The 17,999-nt window shown below is 38.4% G+C and carries 22 protein-coding genes and 4 tRNA genes; 9 read left to right on the forward strand and 17 right to left on the reverse strand.

The annotated features are described in order from the left end of the window. Positions 1-17: 17 nt before the first annotated feature. The 13 genes from rplK to CDL10_RS00620 all read right to left on the reverse strand — a co-directional run bounded on the left by rplK (position 18) and on the right by CDL10_RS00620 (position 6,235). Positions 18-455, reverse strand: coding sequence for a 50S ribosomal protein L11 (rplK, locus tag CDL10_RS00560; RefSeq protein WP_100676724.1), 438 nt, complete (start codon positions 453-455; stop codon positions 18-20). Positions 456-514: 59 nt separating this feature from the next. Beyond that, positions 515-1,066: a transcription termination/antitermination protein NusG gene (nusG, locus tag CDL10_RS00565; RefSeq protein ID WP_100676725.1), complete on the reverse strand. Its 552-nt coding sequence runs from the start codon at positions 1,064-1,066 to the stop codon at positions 515-517. A 16-nt stretch (positions 1,067-1,082) separates the two neighbouring features. After that, positions 1,083-1,280, reverse strand: coding sequence for a preprotein translocase subunit SecE (gene secE / locus CDL10_RS00570; RefSeq protein WP_100678588.1), 198 nt, complete (start codon positions 1,278-1,280; stop codon positions 1,083-1,085). 18 nt (positions 1,281-1,298) lie between these two features. Continuing rightward, positions 1,299-1,369 (reverse strand) — tRNA-Trp (locus tag CDL10_RS00575). Positions 1,370-1,428: 59 nt separating this feature from the next. Then, entirely contained in the window at positions 1,429-2,616 is a 1,188-nt protein-coding gene (tuf, locus tag CDL10_RS00580; protein ID WP_100676726.1) for an elongation factor Tu, read from the reverse strand. Between the two features lie 57 nt (positions 2,617-2,673). Continuing rightward, positions 2,674-2,745 (reverse strand) — tRNA-Thr (locus tag CDL10_RS00585). 61 nt (positions 2,746-2,806) lie between these two features. Then, positions 2,807-2,887: transfer RNA gene (locus tag CDL10_RS00590), tRNA-Tyr, on the reverse strand. A gap of 25 nt (positions 2,888-2,912) precedes the next feature. After that, positions 2,913-2,986 (reverse strand) — tRNA-Thr (locus tag CDL10_RS00595). A gap of 84 nt (positions 2,987-3,070) precedes the next feature. After that, positions 3,071-3,373, reverse strand: a complete 303-nt coding sequence (hpf, locus tag CDL10_RS00600; protein WP_100676727.1) for a ribosome hibernation-promoting factor, HPF/YfiA family — start codon at positions 3,371-3,373, stop codon at positions 3,071-3,073. 6 nt (positions 3,374-3,379) lie between these two features. Beyond that, positions 3,380-4,285 carry a tyrosine-type recombinase/integrase gene (locus CDL10_RS00605; RefSeq protein ID WP_100676728.1) on the reverse strand — a complete coding sequence of 302 codons (906 nt, stop codon included), beginning with the start codon at positions 4,283-4,285 and terminating at the stop codon, positions 3,380-3,382. A gap of 61 nt (positions 4,286-4,346) precedes the next feature. Then, positions 4,347-4,541: a 30S ribosomal protein S21 gene (gene rpsU / locus CDL10_RS00610; RefSeq protein WP_100676729.1), complete on the reverse strand. Its 195-nt coding sequence runs from the start codon at positions 4,539-4,541 to the stop codon at positions 4,347-4,349. A 208-nt stretch (positions 4,542-4,749) separates the two neighbouring features. Then, a complete protein-coding gene (locus CDL10_RS00615) occupies positions 4,750-5,520 on the reverse strand; it encodes an alpha/beta fold hydrolase (protein ID WP_100676730.1) in 771 nt (256 codons plus the stop codon). Position 5,521: 1 nt separating this feature from the next. After that, positions 5,522-6,235, reverse strand: a complete 714-nt coding sequence (locus CDL10_RS00620) for a pyridoxine 5'-phosphate synthase (RefSeq protein ID WP_100676731.1) — start codon at positions 6,233-6,235, stop codon at positions 5,522-5,524. A 90-nt stretch (positions 6,236-6,325) separates the two neighbouring features. Between CDL10_RS00620 and CDL10_RS00625 the strand changes: the two genes are divergently transcribed. From CDL10_RS00625 to murI, 9 genes are all read left to right on the forward strand, one after another. Further along, positions 6,326-6,985, forward strand: coding sequence for a CBS domain-containing protein (locus CDL10_RS00625; protein ID WP_100676732.1), 660 nt, complete (start codon positions 6,326-6,328; stop codon positions 6,983-6,985). A 3-nt stretch (positions 6,986-6,988) separates the two neighbouring features. Continuing rightward, the gene (locus tag CDL10_RS00630) at positions 6,989-7,873 is read left to right on the forward strand and encodes an NAD kinase (RefSeq protein ID WP_100676733.1); all 885 of its coding nucleotides are present in this window, start codon (positions 6,989-6,991) and stop codon (positions 7,871-7,873) included. A gap of 158 nt (positions 7,874-8,031) precedes the next feature. Continuing rightward, on the forward strand, positions 8,032-8,730 hold the full coding sequence (gene porG, locus CDL10_RS00635) for a type IX secretion system protein PorG (RefSeq protein WP_100676734.1): 699 nt from the start codon (positions 8,032-8,034) through the stop codon (positions 8,728-8,730). Between the two features lie 6 nt (positions 8,731-8,736). After that, a complete protein-coding gene (locus CDL10_RS00640) occupies positions 8,737-9,477 on the forward strand; it encodes an isoprenyl transferase (RefSeq protein ID WP_100676735.1) in 741 nt (246 codons plus the stop codon). A gap of 30 nt (positions 9,478-9,507) precedes the next feature. Then, positions 9,508-12,219 carry a BamA/OMP85 family outer membrane protein gene (locus CDL10_RS00645; protein WP_100676736.1) on the forward strand — a complete coding sequence of 904 codons (2,712 nt, stop codon included), beginning with the start codon at positions 9,508-9,510 and terminating at the stop codon, positions 12,217-12,219. A gap of 37 nt (positions 12,220-12,256) precedes the next feature. Next, positions 12,257-13,321 (forward strand): OmpH family outer membrane protein, encoded by a 1,065-nt coding sequence (locus CDL10_RS00650; protein WP_165772964.1) that lies wholly within the window; start codon positions 12,257-12,259, stop codon positions 13,319-13,321. Positions 13,322-13,383: 62 nt separating this feature from the next. After that, positions 13,384-13,893, forward strand: a complete 510-nt coding sequence (locus CDL10_RS00655) for an OmpH family outer membrane protein (RefSeq protein WP_100676738.1) — start codon at positions 13,384-13,386, stop codon at positions 13,891-13,893. A 90-nt stretch (positions 13,894-13,983) separates the two neighbouring features. Then, a complete protein-coding gene (locus CDL10_RS00660) occupies positions 13,984-14,430 on the forward strand; it encodes a hypothetical protein (protein WP_100676739.1) in 447 nt (148 codons plus the stop codon). A 46-nt stretch (positions 14,431-14,476) separates the two neighbouring features. Continuing rightward, complete coding sequence (murI, locus tag CDL10_RS00665) at positions 14,477-15,259, forward strand: glutamate racemase (protein ID WP_100676740.1); 783 nt, start codon at positions 14,477-14,479, stop codon at positions 15,257-15,259. On the opposite strand, the gene CDL10_RS00670 is transcribed toward murI, so the two are convergent. From CDL10_RS00670 to CDL10_RS00685, 4 genes are read right to left on the reverse strand one after another with little or no spacing between them, the layout of a single operon-like run. After that, on the reverse strand, positions 15,260-15,772 hold the full coding sequence (locus CDL10_RS00670) for a gamma carbonic anhydrase family protein (protein ID WP_100678589.1): 513 nt from the start codon (positions 15,770-15,772) through the stop codon (positions 15,260-15,262). A gap of 49 nt (positions 15,773-15,821) precedes the next feature. Then, on the reverse strand, positions 15,822-16,949 hold the full coding sequence (hemW, locus tag CDL10_RS00675; protein WP_100676741.1) for a radical SAM family heme chaperone HemW: 1,128 nt from the start codon (positions 16,947-16,949) through the stop codon (positions 15,822-15,824). Continuing rightward, positions 16,949-17,506 carry a crossover junction endodeoxyribonuclease RuvC gene (gene ruvC, locus CDL10_RS00680; RefSeq protein WP_100676742.1) on the reverse strand — a complete coding sequence of 186 codons (558 nt, stop codon included), beginning with the start codon at positions 17,504-17,506 and terminating at the stop codon, positions 16,949-16,951. Before ruvC ends, hemW begins: the two co-directional genes overlap by 1 nt. 5 nt (positions 17,507-17,511) lie before the next feature. Next, complete coding sequence (locus CDL10_RS00685; protein ID WP_100676743.1) at positions 17,512-17,994, reverse strand: hypothetical protein; 483 nt, start codon at positions 17,992-17,994, stop codon at positions 17,512-17,514. Positions 17,995-17,999: the final 5 nt, after the last annotated feature.

The following is a 17,999-nucleotide window of genomic DNA, read 5'->3' on the forward strand; positions in this document are numbered from 1 at the left end:
TTCTTCTTTTTTAAAGATTAAAAAGGAGCATCTCCTGTTACTGTGATTCCCATAGATCTTGCGGTACCTGCAACCATAGACATTGCACTTTCAACAGTAAATGCATTCAAATCCTGCATTTTGTCTTCAGCGATTGCTTTTACTTGATCCCACGATACTGAAGCAACTTTTTTACGGTTAGGTTCTCCTGAACCTTTTTTCGCTTTTGATGCTTCTAATAATTGTATCGCAGCAGGAGGTGTTTTAACAACAAAATCGAACGATTTGTCTTTGTACACGGTAATTTGTACCGGTAACACTTTGCCGGGTTTATCCTGAGTTCTCGCATTAAATTGCTTACAGAACTCCATGATGTTAACTCCAGCAGCCCCCAAAGCAGGTCCAACCGGTGGCGATGGATTCGCAGCACCTCCCTTAACTTGTAGTTTAACTACTTTACTTACTTCTTTTGCCATTTTTAAAAAAATTTAGCCACATCTCAATTGGAAGCTCGATGTGATTTATGTAACAATTATTATATTTTTTCTACTTGATTAAAACTCAATTCCAATGGTGTTTTTCTTCCGAATATTTTCACCATTACCTCAAGTTTTCTTTTATCTTCGTTGATGTGTTCTACCACACCATTAAAGCCACTAAAAGGTCCGTCGGTTACCTTGATGGTTTCTCCGTTTTCGAACGGAATGATTGCTGTATCAGCCGCAACAGCCAATTCATCTACCTTACCCAACATTCTGTTCACTTCAGACAGACGCATCGGCAATGGGTCTCCTCCTTTGGTTTCGCCTAAAAAACCGACTACTCCCGAAATAGATTTGATAATATGTGGCAACTCTCCTGTCAGATTTGCTTCAATCATCACATATCCTGGAAAATACACCCGTTCTTTAGAGACTTTCTTGCCGTCTTTCTGGTGCACAACTTTCTCTGTCGGAACTAATACCTGTGATAAATAATCATCAAGACCTGCTCTCGAAACTTCTGCCTCGATATATGCTTTAACCTTATTTTCCTGACCACTAACAGCCCTTACTACATACCATTTTTTTAGGTTATTATCAGCCATGAGATAGTTATATTATTTAATTATGAAAAAATTGAAAGAATCCTGTGATTACTTTCTCGAAAACAGAATCAATCCCCCAAGTAACCAAAGCAAATATTACAGAAAAGATAGTCACAACAATAGTATATCGTTGTGCTTCTGACCACTCTGGCCATGTAACATTGTCTTTCAGCTCTTTAAAAGATGATGATATATAATTTCCAACTTTTGCCATTTGTAAGACTTTTTTTTGCACGGGTGGAGGGATTCGAACCCCCATCAACGGTTTTGGAGACCGCTATTCTACCCTTGAACTACACCCGTTTGTGAAAAAGCCAGCAGTATGAAACTACTGACTTTTTGAATTTATTTATTGACTATAATTAGTCTAGAATTTCAGTTACCTGACCAGCACCTACTGTACGACCACCTTCACGGATAGCGAAACGTAATCCAACAGAAAGAGCGATTGGGTTCAACAACTCAACAGTGATAGTTAAGTTATCTCCAGGCATTACCATTTCTACTCCGTCAGGCAATGAAATAGTACCTGTTACGTCAGTTGTACGTACGTAGAACTGTGGACGGTAGTTGTTATGGAATGGAGTGTGACGTCCACCTTCTTCTTTTTTCAAGATATAAACCTCAGCTTTGAATTTAGCGTGTGGCTTAACTGATCCTGGCTTACAGATTACCATACCACGACGGATATCGGTTTTCTCAATACCTCTCAACAACAAACCTACGTTATCTCCAGCTTCACCTCTGTCAAGGATTTTACGGAACATCTCAACTCCTGTAATTGTAGAAGTCAATTTATCAGCTCCCATACCGATGATTTCTACCGGATCTCCCGTATTAGCAACACCAGTTTCGATACGTCCTGTAGCAACAGTACCACGACCTGTAATTGTAAATACATCTTCGATAGGCATCAAGAATGGTTTTTCGTTATCACGAACTGGCTCTTCAATCCACTCATCAACAGCTGCCATCAACTGCATAATAGAGTCAACCCATTTCGCTTCACCATTCAAAGCTCCTAAAGCAGATCCTTGAATAACTGGTCCGTTATCTCCGTCATATTCATAGAATGACAACAAGTCACGAACTTCCATTTCTACTAGCTCTAACAACTCTTCGTCATCAACCAAGTCAACTTTATTCAAGAACACAACAATTCTTGGAATACCAACCTGACGTCCTAACAAGATGTGCTCACGAGTTTGCGGCATCGGACCATCTGTAGCGGCAACCACCAAGATAGCACCATCCATCTGAGCAGCACCAGTAACCATGTTTTTCACGTAATCCGCGTGACCTGGACAGTCAACGTGTGCATAGTGACGGTTAGCTGTTTGGTACTCAACGTGTGAAGTATTGATAGTAATACCACGTTCTTTTTCTTCAGGAGCGTTGTCAATTGAATCGAATGAACGAATTTCAGACAAACCTGCATCAGCCAATACTTTAGTAATAGCAGCAGTCGTTGTTGTTTTACCGTGATCCACGTGTCCGATAGTACCGATATTCAAGTGCGGTTTCGAACGATCAAAAGTTTCTTTTGCCATGATTTAATAATTTTAATCTTAGTTATATAATTAGTGTTCAAATTTATACTAATCCAGAGCCAATGACGGGATTTGAACCCGTGACCTCTTCCTTACCAAGGAAGCACTCTACCCCTGAGCTACATCGGCAATATTTTTCTATATTTAAGGACCTCACTCTCCGTAGCCTGAACCCTTAAATTGCTCTTTGTGGGAAGAGCAGGATTCGAACCTGCGAAGGTTTCCCAACGGATTTACAGTCCGTCCTCGTTGGCCGCTTGAGTATCTTCCCTAACCTTATTTCACTGTACTTTCAGAGCCTCTGGAGGGACTCGAACCCACGACCTGCTGATTACAAATCAGCTGCTCTAGCCAGCTGAGCTACAGAGGCAATTTAAAAAGTCCGCTATTTCTAACGGACTGCAAATGTAAACAATAATTTATTTATACAAAATCTTTTTTAAATTATTTTTTATCATAAATAAGATTTTGTCTTTTCTTTTCTCTTTACCAACAATCTTTCTAAAGCATCTGCTGCTGAATCTACAGATTCTTCAAAAGTCTTACAGGTCTTTTTTACCACCAAATCATCTCCCGGAATCTTAACCAGCACATCAGCTGTTTTATTTTCTTTTTCGCTGGTGTTTTCAACTTTAAGAAATACATCTATACCCACGATTTTGTCATAAAACTTTTCCAGCTTTTCGGTCTTTTTATTCACAAAATCAACCAACTTTCTATCAACGTTGAAATTTACTGCTTGAATGTTTACTTTCATATCCTTCTATATTTTATGGTTAATATTACTTTGCCTTGGGTGTGCTTTATTGAAATTTTTTTTCAACTCGCTCAGATTAGCATGCACATACACCTGTGTGGACGACAAACTCGCATGCCCCAACAACTCTTTTATCGCATTCAAATCTGAGCCGTTATTCAGCATATGCGTAGCAAATGTGTGCCTGAGCATATGCGGACTTACTTTTTGCTTTGTTGTCACACCTCTAAAATAATTCTTTATTAAACGATACACAAATGTTTCGTTCATTTTTTTGTTTTTTTTAGCAAAAAAGAAAAATTCGCCATTTAATCCGGATTGTTTTTTCAATGTTAAATAGGTATTTATCAACGGGCACACATTATCCATCAACGGAACAATTCGTTCTTTGTTTCTTTTTCCTAAAACCCTGACCGTTTTACTCAGAACGTCGATGTCAGTATTTCTGAGATTAATCAGCTCTGCTCTTCGCAAACCTAATACATAAAAAAACATTAATATAAGGTAATCACGCAGTTGCTCCGCATCATCTTCATCAATATCTTGCTGCAAAACTTCGTTTACTTCTTTTTCAGAAAAAGGCAACTGCTCTTTTTTTTCTATGCGTAAAGATTTGTGCCCCGACAGCGGATAGACAGACATCGTTTTGGTTTGATACAAGAATTTAAAAAAGCTTTTCAACGAAGCGGTTTTCCGGTTGATTGTCCGGTTAGACATTCCTCTGTCAGACAAATCCACTATCCAGCTACGAATATGAGAATAATCCGTGTCGTGCCACCGCCAGTCGCTGTCTCTTTCAGTAAAAAACAACCAAAAAGATTCGACATCTTTCAGATAAGCACCGACGGTATGTAGCGAATAATTTTTCTCCTTAATGAGATAGTCCTGATATTTTTGTAAACTTTCCTGCATAAAAAAACCGTTAATCAAAGATACAACTTGATTAACGGTTTATAAAATTTTTGCTCAAAAATTATTGTTGCTCGGCATCTCTTAATCCCTGAACATATTGAGCTTTTTGTAATTGACCTCTTTTTCTAACAGAAGGTTTCGTAAATTGCTTGCGATCTCTTAGCTTACGCAATGTACCTGTTCTATCAAATTTTCTTTTGTAACGCTTCAGCGCTCTGTCAATGTTTTCTCCGTCTTTTACTGGTATGATTAGCATATTTTACACCCCCTTTCGTTAAATTTAGGTTGCAAATGTAAGGTTTAATTTTGAATTACAAACAGATAAATCTGATTTTATTCTCCCGAAAATTTCAAAACTCAATTAATACTACTATTTCTCATTTCTTTTCTATGTTGTATTTTTCAATATTAAAGCTCAAAACCTTTTATCTCATTAAAAAAACAAACTCTAAGAAAAACACCATTTACTTTTCTACAAAATCTATCGTTTTATCATAAAAATCTTTAGGATTGTCGGCATGCAACCAATGTCCTGCCCCGCTTACCGTTTTTATTTCAGCTTTCGGAAAATGTTTTTTGATCAGAATTTCATCTTCCGGTTGGATATATTTTGACTTTTCCCCTTTCAGGAACAAAGTATTTTTTTCAAAAACCGCAGTGTCAGGTAAGGCTTCGCCAATAGTAGTATCGTCTTGGTTAAAGGCATTGAGGTTAAAACGGAATCCCAACTGCTCGGGCGTAATCCGATGTACGTTTTTCATCAAAAACTGTAATACACCAAACTCCTTAATATATAGACTCATGGTATTTTCTACTTCTTTGCGGGAAGAAATCCGGCTGAAATCAACTGCATTCAGAGCCTGCATGATTTCCTGGTGATGCGGCTCGTATTCTCTCGGCGAAATATCAGCTACAATCAGCTTTTCTACCAAATCCGGATATTCACAAGCGGTGAGCATCGCTACTTTTCCGCCCATTGAATGCCCGATTAACACAATATTTTTCAGTTGATGATAAGTGCAATAATCTACCACGTCCCGCATCATATATGTATAACTGAAATCCATGCTGTGAAAACTGCGTCCGTGGTTTCTCAAATCCAGCAAATGCACCTGAAAACCAGCTTCAGCAAAATCATTCCCCAGAGTTTTCCAATTGTCTGACATACCCAGATAACCATGCAGAATAACCATTGGTCTGCCCTCTCCGTTTATTTTTGAATATAATAAATCCATATCAGCTCAGTTTTCTTTTATACATATTAATTACATTCTCTAAGCCTAAATAAATCGATTCGCCGATTAACGCGTGACCAATCGAAACTTCCAGCAAATTCGGAATATTTTGCTTGAAATATTCAATGTTATCCAAACTTAAATCGTGTCCGGCATTTACACCTAAGCCCAACTCGCCTGCCAACGTAGCACACGCAGCATAAGGCTGAACTGCCTCTTTATTTCCCAAACCAAACTGTCGAGCAAATTCTTCGGTGTATAATTCAATTCTGTCGGTGCCGGTTGCCAAAGCCCCTTCAATCATTTTCTTGTCTGGGTCAACAAAAATGGACGTGCGTATGCCATTTCGTTTGAATTCGTCAATTACTTCCTTTAAAAAGGAACGGTGTGTAATCGTGTCCCAGCCAGCATTAGAAGTAATCGCATCTACCGCATCAGGAACCAAAGTTACCTGAGCAGGCTTACAATCCAATACCAAATCAATAAATGACGGAATTGGATTACCTTCGATATTAAATTCGGTATAAACAACTTCTTTTAAGTCACGGGCGTCCTGATAACGAATGTGTCGTTCGTCGGGTCTGGGGTGGATAGTTATCCCTTCGGCACCAAAACGTTGCGCATCTTTGGCTACCTGCACCACATTCGGATAATCGCCGCCACGAGCGTTTCTCAGGGTCGCAATTTTGTTGATATTTACGGATAATTTCGTCATAACAAATAATTTATCGTACAAAAATACAAACATGTAGAGTGTTTTTGGTATTATTTTGGTTATTTTGCATAAGTAATTGTAAACAATCTGATGCAAAAGACACTATCTGATATCAAAAACGACATCGAAATGCCAGGCTTAAAAACATCTTTACGCTCGGCTAAAGCTATGATTCGCAAGTACAAATGGAGTTATTTACCTGTAATAAATAACCAGTATTTTGTCGGAAATTTTTCGGCGGAAGATATTCATTGTCTTGCCGATGATGATTTGATTGAAAATCATCTGGATATTCTCAGTCCTTTTCATCTCGATGAAAATTTCACTTTGCTGGAAGCTATCGAAATGATGCTGAAAAATGAATCAGACATCAGCGCAATCATTGACCAGAACCAGCGATACCTCGGTTACACCACTCGCAATGATGTGTTGGAACAACTTACCGAAATGCCTTTTGTTCGGGAAGAAGGCTCTATGCTGGTCATCGAAAAAGACATCTATGATTACAGTTTCAGCCAGATTTCACAAATTGTGGAATCCAACGGCGGTAAAATTCTGGGAATTATTGCTACGCAAATCTCAGGAAACAATATCCGGATTACACTAAAAATAGTTGGTTTTCAGATTAATGAAATTATTCAAACTTTCCGAAGATATAATTATGACGTGATTTCGGAACACCGGGAAGATAAATTCCTGAATGAACTTAAAGACCGGTCGGAATATCTGGATAAATACCTAAATATTTAAGCTATGAAATTTGCTCTGTACGCACAAAAATATAAAGCATCTAACAAAGAGATTATCAGCAATTTGCTGTTTGCCATCGAGCAACGCAACGGGGAAGTGATTTTTGAAAAAAATTATTTCGATATGCTTATTAAGGAAAATGTTATTACGAAATCTTACGAAACATTTACCGGACATAATGATTTACCGGAAGACCTCAGTTTTTTTGTGAGTATCGGTGGCGACGGAACGATGTTGCGTGCAGCAAATTTTATCAAAAGCAAAAACACACCAGTAGTCGGGATTAACGCCGGCAGATTAGGTTTTCTCGCAAATGTGCAGCAAAACGAAATCGACGAGGTGATTCCGTTGCTGTTCAAAAATCAATATACATTATCCCGAAGAACATTGCTGCAGCTGGATTCGCCGGACGAAAAAATTTCGCCTTTTGAAATCAATTTTGCCCTGAATGAGATTACGATTTCCAGAAAAAACACCACTTCGATGATTTCTATCGAAACCTATATTAACGACGAATTTCTGGCAACTTATTGGTCGGACGGAATTATTATTTCCACACCAACTGGTTCAACAGGGTATTCGCTGAGTTGCGGCGGCCCAATCATCACACCAGACTCCAATTGTTTGGTTATCACACCAATCGCACCGCACAATCTCACTACCCGACCGTTAATTATCAACGACCGAAGTAAAATAAAAATGAAAATAGACGGGCGAGAACCACAGTTTTTGATTTCGCTGGATTCTGAAACTCAGGCATTAAACAACGATACGATGATTGAGATTTCACTGGCACCATACACCGTTAATATGGTAGAATTCCCGAATGTGAGCTTCCTCAAAACACTGAGAAAAAAACTGCTTTGGGGCGAAGATAAAAGGAATTAACAATAAACAGATTGATTTTACGTTTATTTATGTAGCAATAAAGTTCTGGAAAACCAAGCTTTCGGGAGCAACCAAGAAAGCTTAAACAGATTCTGAATTGCATATTTTGACAAAAAGAGCATACATTTTGTAGATAACATTATTATATTTGCAAGTTCATGAGAATTTATATCAGACATATTATTTTAACATTAGCGGTTTTAACTGCCGGTTATTCATCAGCACAAATCCACGAAATCGGGGTTACCGTAGGCGGAACAAACTATGTGGGCGATGTGGGTAAAACCAACTTTATCGACCCGCAAGATATGGGTTACGGAATCATTTACCGCTGGAACAGAAGCCCAAGACACGCATGGAGAGTGAATTATAACTTTCTGAAAATTTCAGGCGACGACACCAAAGCTGATAGTGCGTTGCGACAAGCACGAGGACTGAATTTTGACAATACTATACACGAATTGTCTGTGGGACTGGAATTTAATTTTCTGGAATTTGACCTGCACAACGACTGGTTTACATTTACCCCATATCTGTACACCGGAATTACCGGTTTCCAGTATGAAGAAAAATATATTAACGGTTTCGGCAATTCTGTTAAAACAGAAGATAAAACCAATCTTGCCATTCCTTTGTCATTTGGTGCAAAAGCATTGATAAACAAACAATTCGTCATCAGTGCCGAAGTTGGTTTTCGCTATACTTTCACAGATAATCTGGACGGAAGCAATCCGATTTCCAACAATTATTCTGCATACAGATTTGGTAACCAAAACACCAATGACTGGTATTTTTTCAGCGGATTGAGCATCACTTACACCTTCGGAAGCAATCCTTGCTATTGTGAACCCCAGTAGAAAATTATGAATCAAAACAATAATATCAACCCTGAAGCATTGCCCAAACATTTAGCCATCATTATGGACGGCAACGGTCGTTGGGCTAAAAAACAAGGACTGCTGCGTACAATCGGGCACGAAAACGGTGCTAAAGCCGTAAGACAAACGGTAGAAACCTGTGCGAGATTAGGTATAAAAAACCTGACTTTGTTTGCATTTTCCACCGAAAACTGGAACAGACCGAAGCTGGAAGTAGATACTTTAATGAAATTATTGAGCAAAGCTTTGAAAAAAGAGTTAAATACTTTAACTAAAAACGACATCAGACTCAATACCATCGGCGATACCGAATCTTTACCCAAATCTGTGGCTAAAAACCTGATTGAAGTAGTTGAATCGACCAAAGAAAATCAGCGAATGACCCTCACTCTGGCACTTAACTATGGTAGTAGAGAGGAAATCACAAGAGCGACAAAACTTATTGCTGACAAAGTTAAAAATAATATAATTTCAGTTGAAGATATTGACGAATCGGTAATTAATAATCATCTTTACACCCGCAATTTGCCTGACGTAGATTTAGTTATACGAACCAGCGGCGAGCAAAGAATCAGTAATTTTCTGCTGTGGCAAATTGCCTATGCAGAACTTTATTTTACCGATGTTCTGTGGCCTGATTTTTCGGCAGAGCATCTGATGGAAGCCCTGGAAAGCTACCAAAACAGAGAAAGACGTTTCGGTAAAACCAGTGAACAATTAAAATAAACAACGAGAGGTATTAATTAAAAACAAACTATGTTCCGTATATCATTTTCGCAACTACTACTCATTTTTGCAACACTTACGACAGCGACACACGCACAGGTAATCACTCAGCCTCAGGACACGCTTGCAGTTATAGAAGAATCTAACGGTATTCCGAAAGAAATTGCGGATAATATCAAAAAATATAAGCTCGGGAAAATCACGGTCAGCGGTAACGTCAAATACAACGAAATGACGATTCAAGCTATCACGGGATTAGTTAAAGGACAGGAAATCAGCATTCCGGGAGAGCAACTTTCCAATGCTATCCATAAATTATGGAATATCGGTACGTTCAGCGAAATAGATTTTTTCGAACAATCTGTGGAAGGCGATGTAATTAACCTTGAACTTCGCCTGAAAGAGTTGCCGAAAATCAATAACGTAACATTGGAAGGACTGGGTAAAAACAAAACCAAGGAGTTACTCAAAGAGATGAAACTGGACGAGGAACGCCGCCAGGGTAAAACAATTACCAATAACTTACTCAAAAATATAGAAAATCATATCAAACATAAATACCAGGAAAACGGTTTTTATCAAACCAAAGTTGATATTGACATCACAGAAACGGCCGACGAGGGAAAACGCGACTTGACGATTCGCTTTGACAAAGGTAAAAAAGTTCGGATTTCAGCAATTAACTTTACCGGAAACGAACAATTATCTGACAGAAAACTGCGTAAAAGCATGAAGAAGACCAAGCAGAAAAGTCCGCTTAACCCGGTTCGTATTTTCACACCGTCCAAATTCATCGAAGACCGATACGAGGAAGATTTAGCCAACATCATTACCAAATATAAGCAAGAAGGATACCGTGATGCCCGTATCCTTAAAGATACTTTCGTGTATCAGCCGAAATCAAATACGATGAAAATTGACATCGCTATTGAAGAAGGTAAAAAATATTATTTTGGCGATATTCGATTTATTGGTAATGCAGCCTATACAGAACAATATCTTCGCAGAGTTTTTGGTATCAAAAAAGGTGATACATATAATGGCGTATTGCTCGAAAAACGAATCGACGACCCGATGTACAGCGAAGGTTTTAACCTAACGAGTGTTTATCAAAATGACGGCTACCTTTGGTCAAGAATCACACCGGTAGAACGCATCGATAACGACACCATCAATATTGATTTCAGAATCTTTGAAGGTCCTCAGGCAAAATATAACAACATCACAGTATCCGGTAATGACAAAACGCACGACTATGTTATTTTGCGTGAAGTAACTACGCGTCCTGGTCAATTGTGGAATCGTGGAGAAATCATCGAAAGTATGAGACGGTTAGGTGCAATGGGTATTTTCGACGCTCAGGCAATACAACCCGACGTAATCAATCAGGACATGAGCAACGGTACAGTAGATGTTAACTGGAATGTACTCGAAAGCGGGCAAAGCCAGATTGAAGTACAAGGCGGATATGGCGGAAACACTTTTATCGGTACACTTGCTGTGTCTTTGAATAACTTCTCTTTGAGAAATATTTTTAATAAAGATGCTTACAAACCTTTACCAATGGGAGATGCTCAAAAAATGTCATTGCGTTTGCAAGCAAGTTCCTATTTTCAGGTATATAGTTTGAGTTTTCAGGAGCCTTGGTTTGGTAGAAAAAAACCAACTCAGCTTTTCGGAAGCGTGTCATACAGCCGTCAGAATTTCTATGATTACCGCTCCAGAAGAGTTGACCGCAGCCAGGGATTAGGAATTATGAGTGTGAGTTTAGGTATAGCAAAAAGACTTTCAGTTCCGGACGATAAATTTGTATTGTCCCACACATTGAGCTATCAGCATTATGATTTGGACAATTACGGAATCGGCTCTATATCATTTAATAACGGAACAGCAAGAAATCTTACTTATGGTATAGATTTAACCAGAGACAACGTGGGTGGTATTGACCCGTTTATTTATCCGTCAACCGGGGCACGCATCAGTCTTGGAGCCAAATTCAGTCCGCCGTACTCGTTATTTAACGGTATCAATTATGCCGATTTGCCTAATCAGGAAGAATACAAAATCAAAACAACCGAAATACAAACCAATCCGGTAACCGGTGCAGACATTCCTATCGGAAGCTATCTTGACGAAAACGGACTTCCGGTTAGTGATTACAGAAATGCAGCGGTGGACCAGGCAAAACTGGATAAAAAAAGATTCAATTGGTTAGAATATTATAAAGTTAATTTCAGAGCCGATTGGTACAACACGATTATTTTTGATAAATTAGTATTGAAAACGACTGCACAATTTGGTTTCTTAGGTGCTTATAATCAAGACAGAGGGGTAATCCCTTTTGAGAGATATTATCTCGGCGGAAGCGGTATGATTAACTACTCACTCGACGGGCGGGATATCGTGGCCTTGAGAGGTTATGACGAAAGTGCTTTGACCCCAGACGGAAGATTAGGTGGTACTGTGTACAATAAATTCTCACTTGAATTACGTTATCCTATCAGTTTAGAATCTCAGATGAAGGCTTATGTTTTGGCTTTTGCTGATGCAGGTGCAGCTTATACGGATTTCAAAAATTACAATCCGTTTAAGGTACAGCGTTCTGTGGGAGCAGGTGTCAGAGTAAGTATGCCAATGCTCGGTCTGTTAGGAATCGACTTCGGTTATGGTTTCGACAAAACACCGGGAACAAACCAGATAGGCGGCTGGCAGACGCACTTCATTTTGGGTAGAGAGCTGTAAAACATTAATGGCACACTATTTGACAGATAACAAAAGCATGAAAGGTATTTTTTTATTCATATCAATCCTGTTGGCAGGAAATATATATGCTCAGCAAAAAGAGAAAATTGCTGTAGTGGACTTGGAATATATTCTTAAAAAAGTACCTGAATACCAGGAGCAAAACCGGGAACTGAGAAAAAGAGCCAAAGAATGGGATATTGAAATCCAAAAGAGGAAAAACGAAATTAAGAAACAAAAAGACCAACTGGCTTTAGAAAGACCTTTGCTTACTTCCCAGATTATTGAGGAAAAAGAGGAGGAAATCGCTTTGCTCGAAAAAGAATTACTTGATTATCAGCATCAGCATTTTGGACTGGACGGCGATTATTTTATCCAAAAGATAAATCTGGCAAAACCGATACAGGAAAAAATATATGCTATTATCAACGATTATGCCCAGAAAAGAAAATTCGATATGGTGTTGGACAAAAGTGATGATACCAACGGATTGCTTTATACCAAAAAAGGTGTGGACATCAGTGACCGGATTGTTAGAGAAATTGAACGCTCGCTAAGAAAAGAACGTTTAACCAAAAAAGAAATCGCCCAACTCGAAGCACAGGACGAAGCAGAAGATGCCTATCTGCGACAACGCAGCAAAAGGGATTTGCAGGAAGAACGCATGCAGGAATTGTTTAATCAAAAAGAAGGCGAAGATACTAAAAAAGTAGCTGACGACCCTATTTCTAAACGGCAACAAGAAGCCGAAAAGAGAAAAAGAGAAGCCCAACAAAAAAGAGAAGAACAAATCAGAAAACGCAAAGAAGCAATCCAAAAAAGAAAAGAAGAAGCCCAAAAAAGACGGCAAGAACTGATTGACAAAAAAAACAAAGCCCGGGAAGAAGCACAAAAAAAGCGTCAGCAACGACAAGAAGAACAGAAGAAAAAAATAAACGCCGCACAACAAACTAGCAACAACGATAGTAAAGAAAATAGTGCTCAGGACAAAATCAACGAAATACTCGAAAAGAGAAAAGAAGCACAGGAAAAACGAGAAAAAGACAAAGAAGAACGCCTGAAAGCCATTGAGGAGGCTAAAGAAAACCTTAACAAGAATTAAATTTTTTGTAACGAAAAAAAGAATTAATTTTGAAACTTAATTATATCAATAAATCAAAGAAAATGAAAACGTTTAGAAAATTATTATTTACCGCATTTTTAGCACTTTCTGTATCTTTTGTATCGCAAGCACAAGAAATAGCACACATCAATGCACAAGAGTTAGTAGCTCAGATGCCTGAATACAAAACTGCTAATGACCAACTTCTTAAAATGAGAGAAAGTTTTGCTAAGGATTACCAACAAATGGTAGAAGAATTCCAAACCAAAGCAACTAAATTTCAGCAGGAAGAACAAACTGCCGGCGACGCTGTTAATCAAACCCGTATGCAGGAATTACAGGATTTACAAAACAGAGTACAACAATTAGAACTTAATGCAGACAGTGAATTGGGTAAAAAACAAGAAGAACTCCTAAAACCTGTATTGGAAAAAGCTACTACAGCTATTCAAAAGGTTGCCAGAGCCAAAGGGTATAAATTCGTTTTGGATTCTACAATGGGAAGCGGTATTCTTATGGCTGACGGTCCGGACTTAATGGCTGACGTGAAAAAAGAATTAGGTATCAACTAATCATAAAAAAATATTCTTTTAAACTGCTCTCAGTACAGAGCAGTTTTTTTTATTTTTGTGTTATATTAGTACCAATTATAACGAAATAGTATGAAAAAAAATATTTTAGCAATCATCGGCTTGACACTCCTTTTTACCTCCTGTAATATAAAAGGAAAAATGGAGAAACATAATAAGGCACAAAAGGAATCTGACTACATAATGGAAAATCTGACTAGTTCAGAAATATTAAATAGATTTCCTGAAAAATATTTTCCAAAAGACCAAACAGAACAACTATTTGAAGATATTAAAACGAACTGCGACTGGGAAAATAAAGAAGGGAAGTTTGTTGACTTCTTTACAATGAATAACAATGGAAAAAACAGTACCGCATATATTTATGAATATTTCCTAAAATGTGATAGCTTGAGATTTGTTTTAATTTATGATATGGACCAAGAAGAACCTGAATTGTTCAGATTAAATATTGAACCAATTGAACAACCTTCACAAATGATTATTGACCCAAGTAAACAACTTATAAATCAACAATAACTTCTGCTCAATTCAAGCCCACCCAAATGCAAAGCCCCAAAACATTATGCGAAACAATCATTTTATTGTTTTTTTTGACTCCGGTGTAGGAGGCACAACTGTTTGGCAGGAAGTCCATCGGCTTTTGCCAAATGAATCCACCGTATATCTGGCAGATAGTAAAAATGCACCTTATGGCATAAAGTCTCAGCAGGAAATTATCGAACTTTCTGTCAAAAACACCGAATTTCTGATTAGAAATTATCCGGTCAAAATGATTGTAGTTGCTTGTAATACCGCAACCACCAATGCGATTGCTTATCTCCGTGCCAATTATAACATTCCGTTTATCGGTGTAGAACCGGCAGTTAAACCTGCTGCTCTGCAATCAAAATCCGGCGTTATCGGCGTTCTTGCCACACAAGGCACGCTTGACAGTCAATCATTTCATCAGGTAGTCAAAACATACAAAAACACGACAATTATTGAACAAGAAGGCAATGGCTTGGTCAGTTTAATTGAATCAGGGCAAATACACAGCCCTGAGATGACCGGGCTTCTTCAAAGCTACCTTACTCCTATGATTGCTCAGAATATCGATTATCTGGTATTGGGTTGCACGCACTATCCTTTACTTAAAAATCAAATTAAGAAAATCGTACCTCAACATGTTCAAATCATTGATTCTGGAGAAGCTATCGCCAAACGGATAAAAACTGTTCTGGAAGAAAACAAAATGATGAATACAACTTCTGTTCATCAGCAACTTTTTTATACCAACAAAGATACAAGCCTGCTTCGGAATCTATTACCCGAACAGGCAAAAAATGTTTCGTTTCTGGATTTTTAACTACTTAAACCAACTCGAATACAGCACATAATTTTGACTAATCCGCTCTATTTCTCCTGAAAAATCTGATGCGTCCAAATCTTTTACTTTTTTGGCAGGTATTCCGGCATAAATCGCATATGATTCCAATACGCTGTTTTGCGTAACCACCGCTCCGGCACCAATGATTACATTGCTTTTCACTACACAATTGTCCATAACAATCGCTCCCATTCCGATAAGTACGTTATCTTCAATCGTACAACCGTGCACAATCGCATTGTGCCCGACAGACACATTGTTACCAATAACGGTAGGGTGCTTTTGGTAAGTGCAATGAATAACCGCCCCGTCCTGGATGTTTACCCGATTGCCAATTTTGATGTAATGTACATCGCCGCGAATAACCGCATTAAACCATACGCTGCACTCCTCGCCCATTTCAACTTCTCCGACAATAGTGGCATTTTCCGCCACAAAACAATCGTCAGGTATTTGTGGGAACTTTCCGTTTACTTCTCTGATTACCGGCATATTTTCATTTTTTTGTTTAGTCAAATATAAAGACATTTTACCTAAAAATTTATGCTAACCAAAACAAATCACTGGCAATACCGTCAGTAAAAAACTTAGCTTGTAAAGTGGTTTTCAGGCAGCCGTTTGCTATAATTAATTGATTGGATTGGATATATTTCTGAGCATTTTTGAGCAGATAAATTTCATATTCCTGCCCGAAATCGGTTTGGATTTTTTTCAATGAAACGCCCCAAATTGTTCTTAATCCAGTCATTACATATTCGTTGTATCGGTCGGGTAAACTCAAATATTCTTTTTCGGACGGCAAAACTCCTTCCTGGGTTTGTTGGATATAACGAACATTATTCGCTACATTCCACGAACGCGATGTTCCGTCAAAACTGTGTGCAGAAGGTCCTATGCCCAAGTATTTTTCCCCTTGCCAATAAGCAGAATTATTCCGCGAAAAATAGTCAGGTAAACCAAAATTAGACAATTCATAATGTACAAAGCCATTGGCTTCTAAAGTTTTTACCAAATGCAAAAAATGTTCATGAGCCAAACCATCGTCCGGCGACGAGATTTTGCCTTGTTGAATCAAATGTTGCAAAGCAGTTTTCGGTTCTACCGTCAAAGCATAACTCGAAATATGCGGAACTTTCAGCTCTAATGCCTTGCTGATGTTGGCTTCCCATTTATCTATCGACATATTCGGAATACCGTAAATCAAATCGAGGGTAATATTATCGAAAAAATTCCGGGCTTCCGCCACACTTTCATACGCATTTTGTGCATTGTGCGAACGATTCATCATCTGTAAATCGTCATCAAAAAATGATTGTACACCGATGCTTAGTCGGTTAATCGGTGTTTGCGATAGTTCTTTTATTTTTTCTTTAGACAAATCGTCCGGGTTAGCTTCGAGAGTAATTTCCGGATTAGCAATCATCGTAAAATTCCGCCCGACGGCATCTAATATTTTATTGATTTCTTCTACCGATAAAACGCTTGGTGTTCCACCGCCGAAATAAACAGTTTCGATGTTTTCACTGCCCAGCTCTGATTTTCTCAACTCGAATTCCTTTACCAAAGCATCAATCATATCATCTTTGTACTTGAACGACGTGGAAAAATGAAAATCACAATAATGGCACGCCTGCCGGCAAAACGGAATGTGGATATAAATTCCTGCCATTACTTCACTCGTTTTGGATTTTGATTTACAAAAGCTGCCCAACCTGAATAATTTTTCTCTTTGCCGGGTTTTCCCTGATTAAAAAAATGACACACCGCTGCCGCTAATCCGTCGGTAGAATCGAGGTTTTTGGGTAATTCTTTCAAATTGAGAAGTTGTTGCAACATTTTGGCAACCTGTTCCTTGCTGGCATTCCCGTTGCCGGTAATCGCCATTTTTATTTTCTTGGGTTCATATTCCGTAATCGGAATCTGACGAGATAATCCTGCCGCCATCGCCACGCCCTGTGCCCTACCCAACTTCAACATAGATTGTACATTTTTACCAAAAAAAGGGGCTTCAATTGCGATTTCGTCAGGGTGGTGGGTATCAATAAGTTCAATCGTCCGTTCAAAAATCTTCTTGAGTTTCACGTAATGGTCGCCCAGCTTAGACAAATTCAATTCGTTGAGCTGGATAAATTCCATTTCTTTTTTGACCACTTTAATGAGTCCAAAACCCATAATTGTTGTCCCGGGGTCGATACCCAAAATGATTTTTTCTGTAGGTGTAGTCATATTATTTAATGAATGCCGACTTTGACTAAAAATTTTGTTTTTACCGGAACATCTCTTTTGATAGCAGGCTGCACCGGCTGCAACTGTGCCGATTTGATAAACAAGAGACTATCGATTGTTCCGACTGTTTCCGGTTCAAATTTGCTGTTTTCTCTGTATAGTTTCAATTCGACAGCGGCATTCGGATAAACCGTTACTTCAATTGGCAGACTGTCCACTGAATGAAATTTCCGGGTTTGCAAAAGCGAATCCTGTTTCAGCAAACTGCTGATATCTTCATTAAAAATATAAAAAAAGCATGCCAGATTTTTCTGTGTATCTATGATGGTATCACAGTTTTCGTATGTTGGATAAACGTCCACTTCGTTCCAGTTAATGGTATGCAATTCTTTACGAAGCAGTTCCTGTTCGTCCGGAATAGTCTTTGAATGGTCTTTGCAACCTGTCAAAAACAGCGATAAAAAAACTAAAAGTAAAATTTGCTTCATAAAAT

The organism is Avrilella dinanensis, assembly GCF_002807015.1.
Classification (GTDB): Bacteria; Bacteroidota; Bacteroidia; order Flavobacteriales; family Flavobacteriaceae; genus Flavobacterium; species Flavobacterium dinanensis.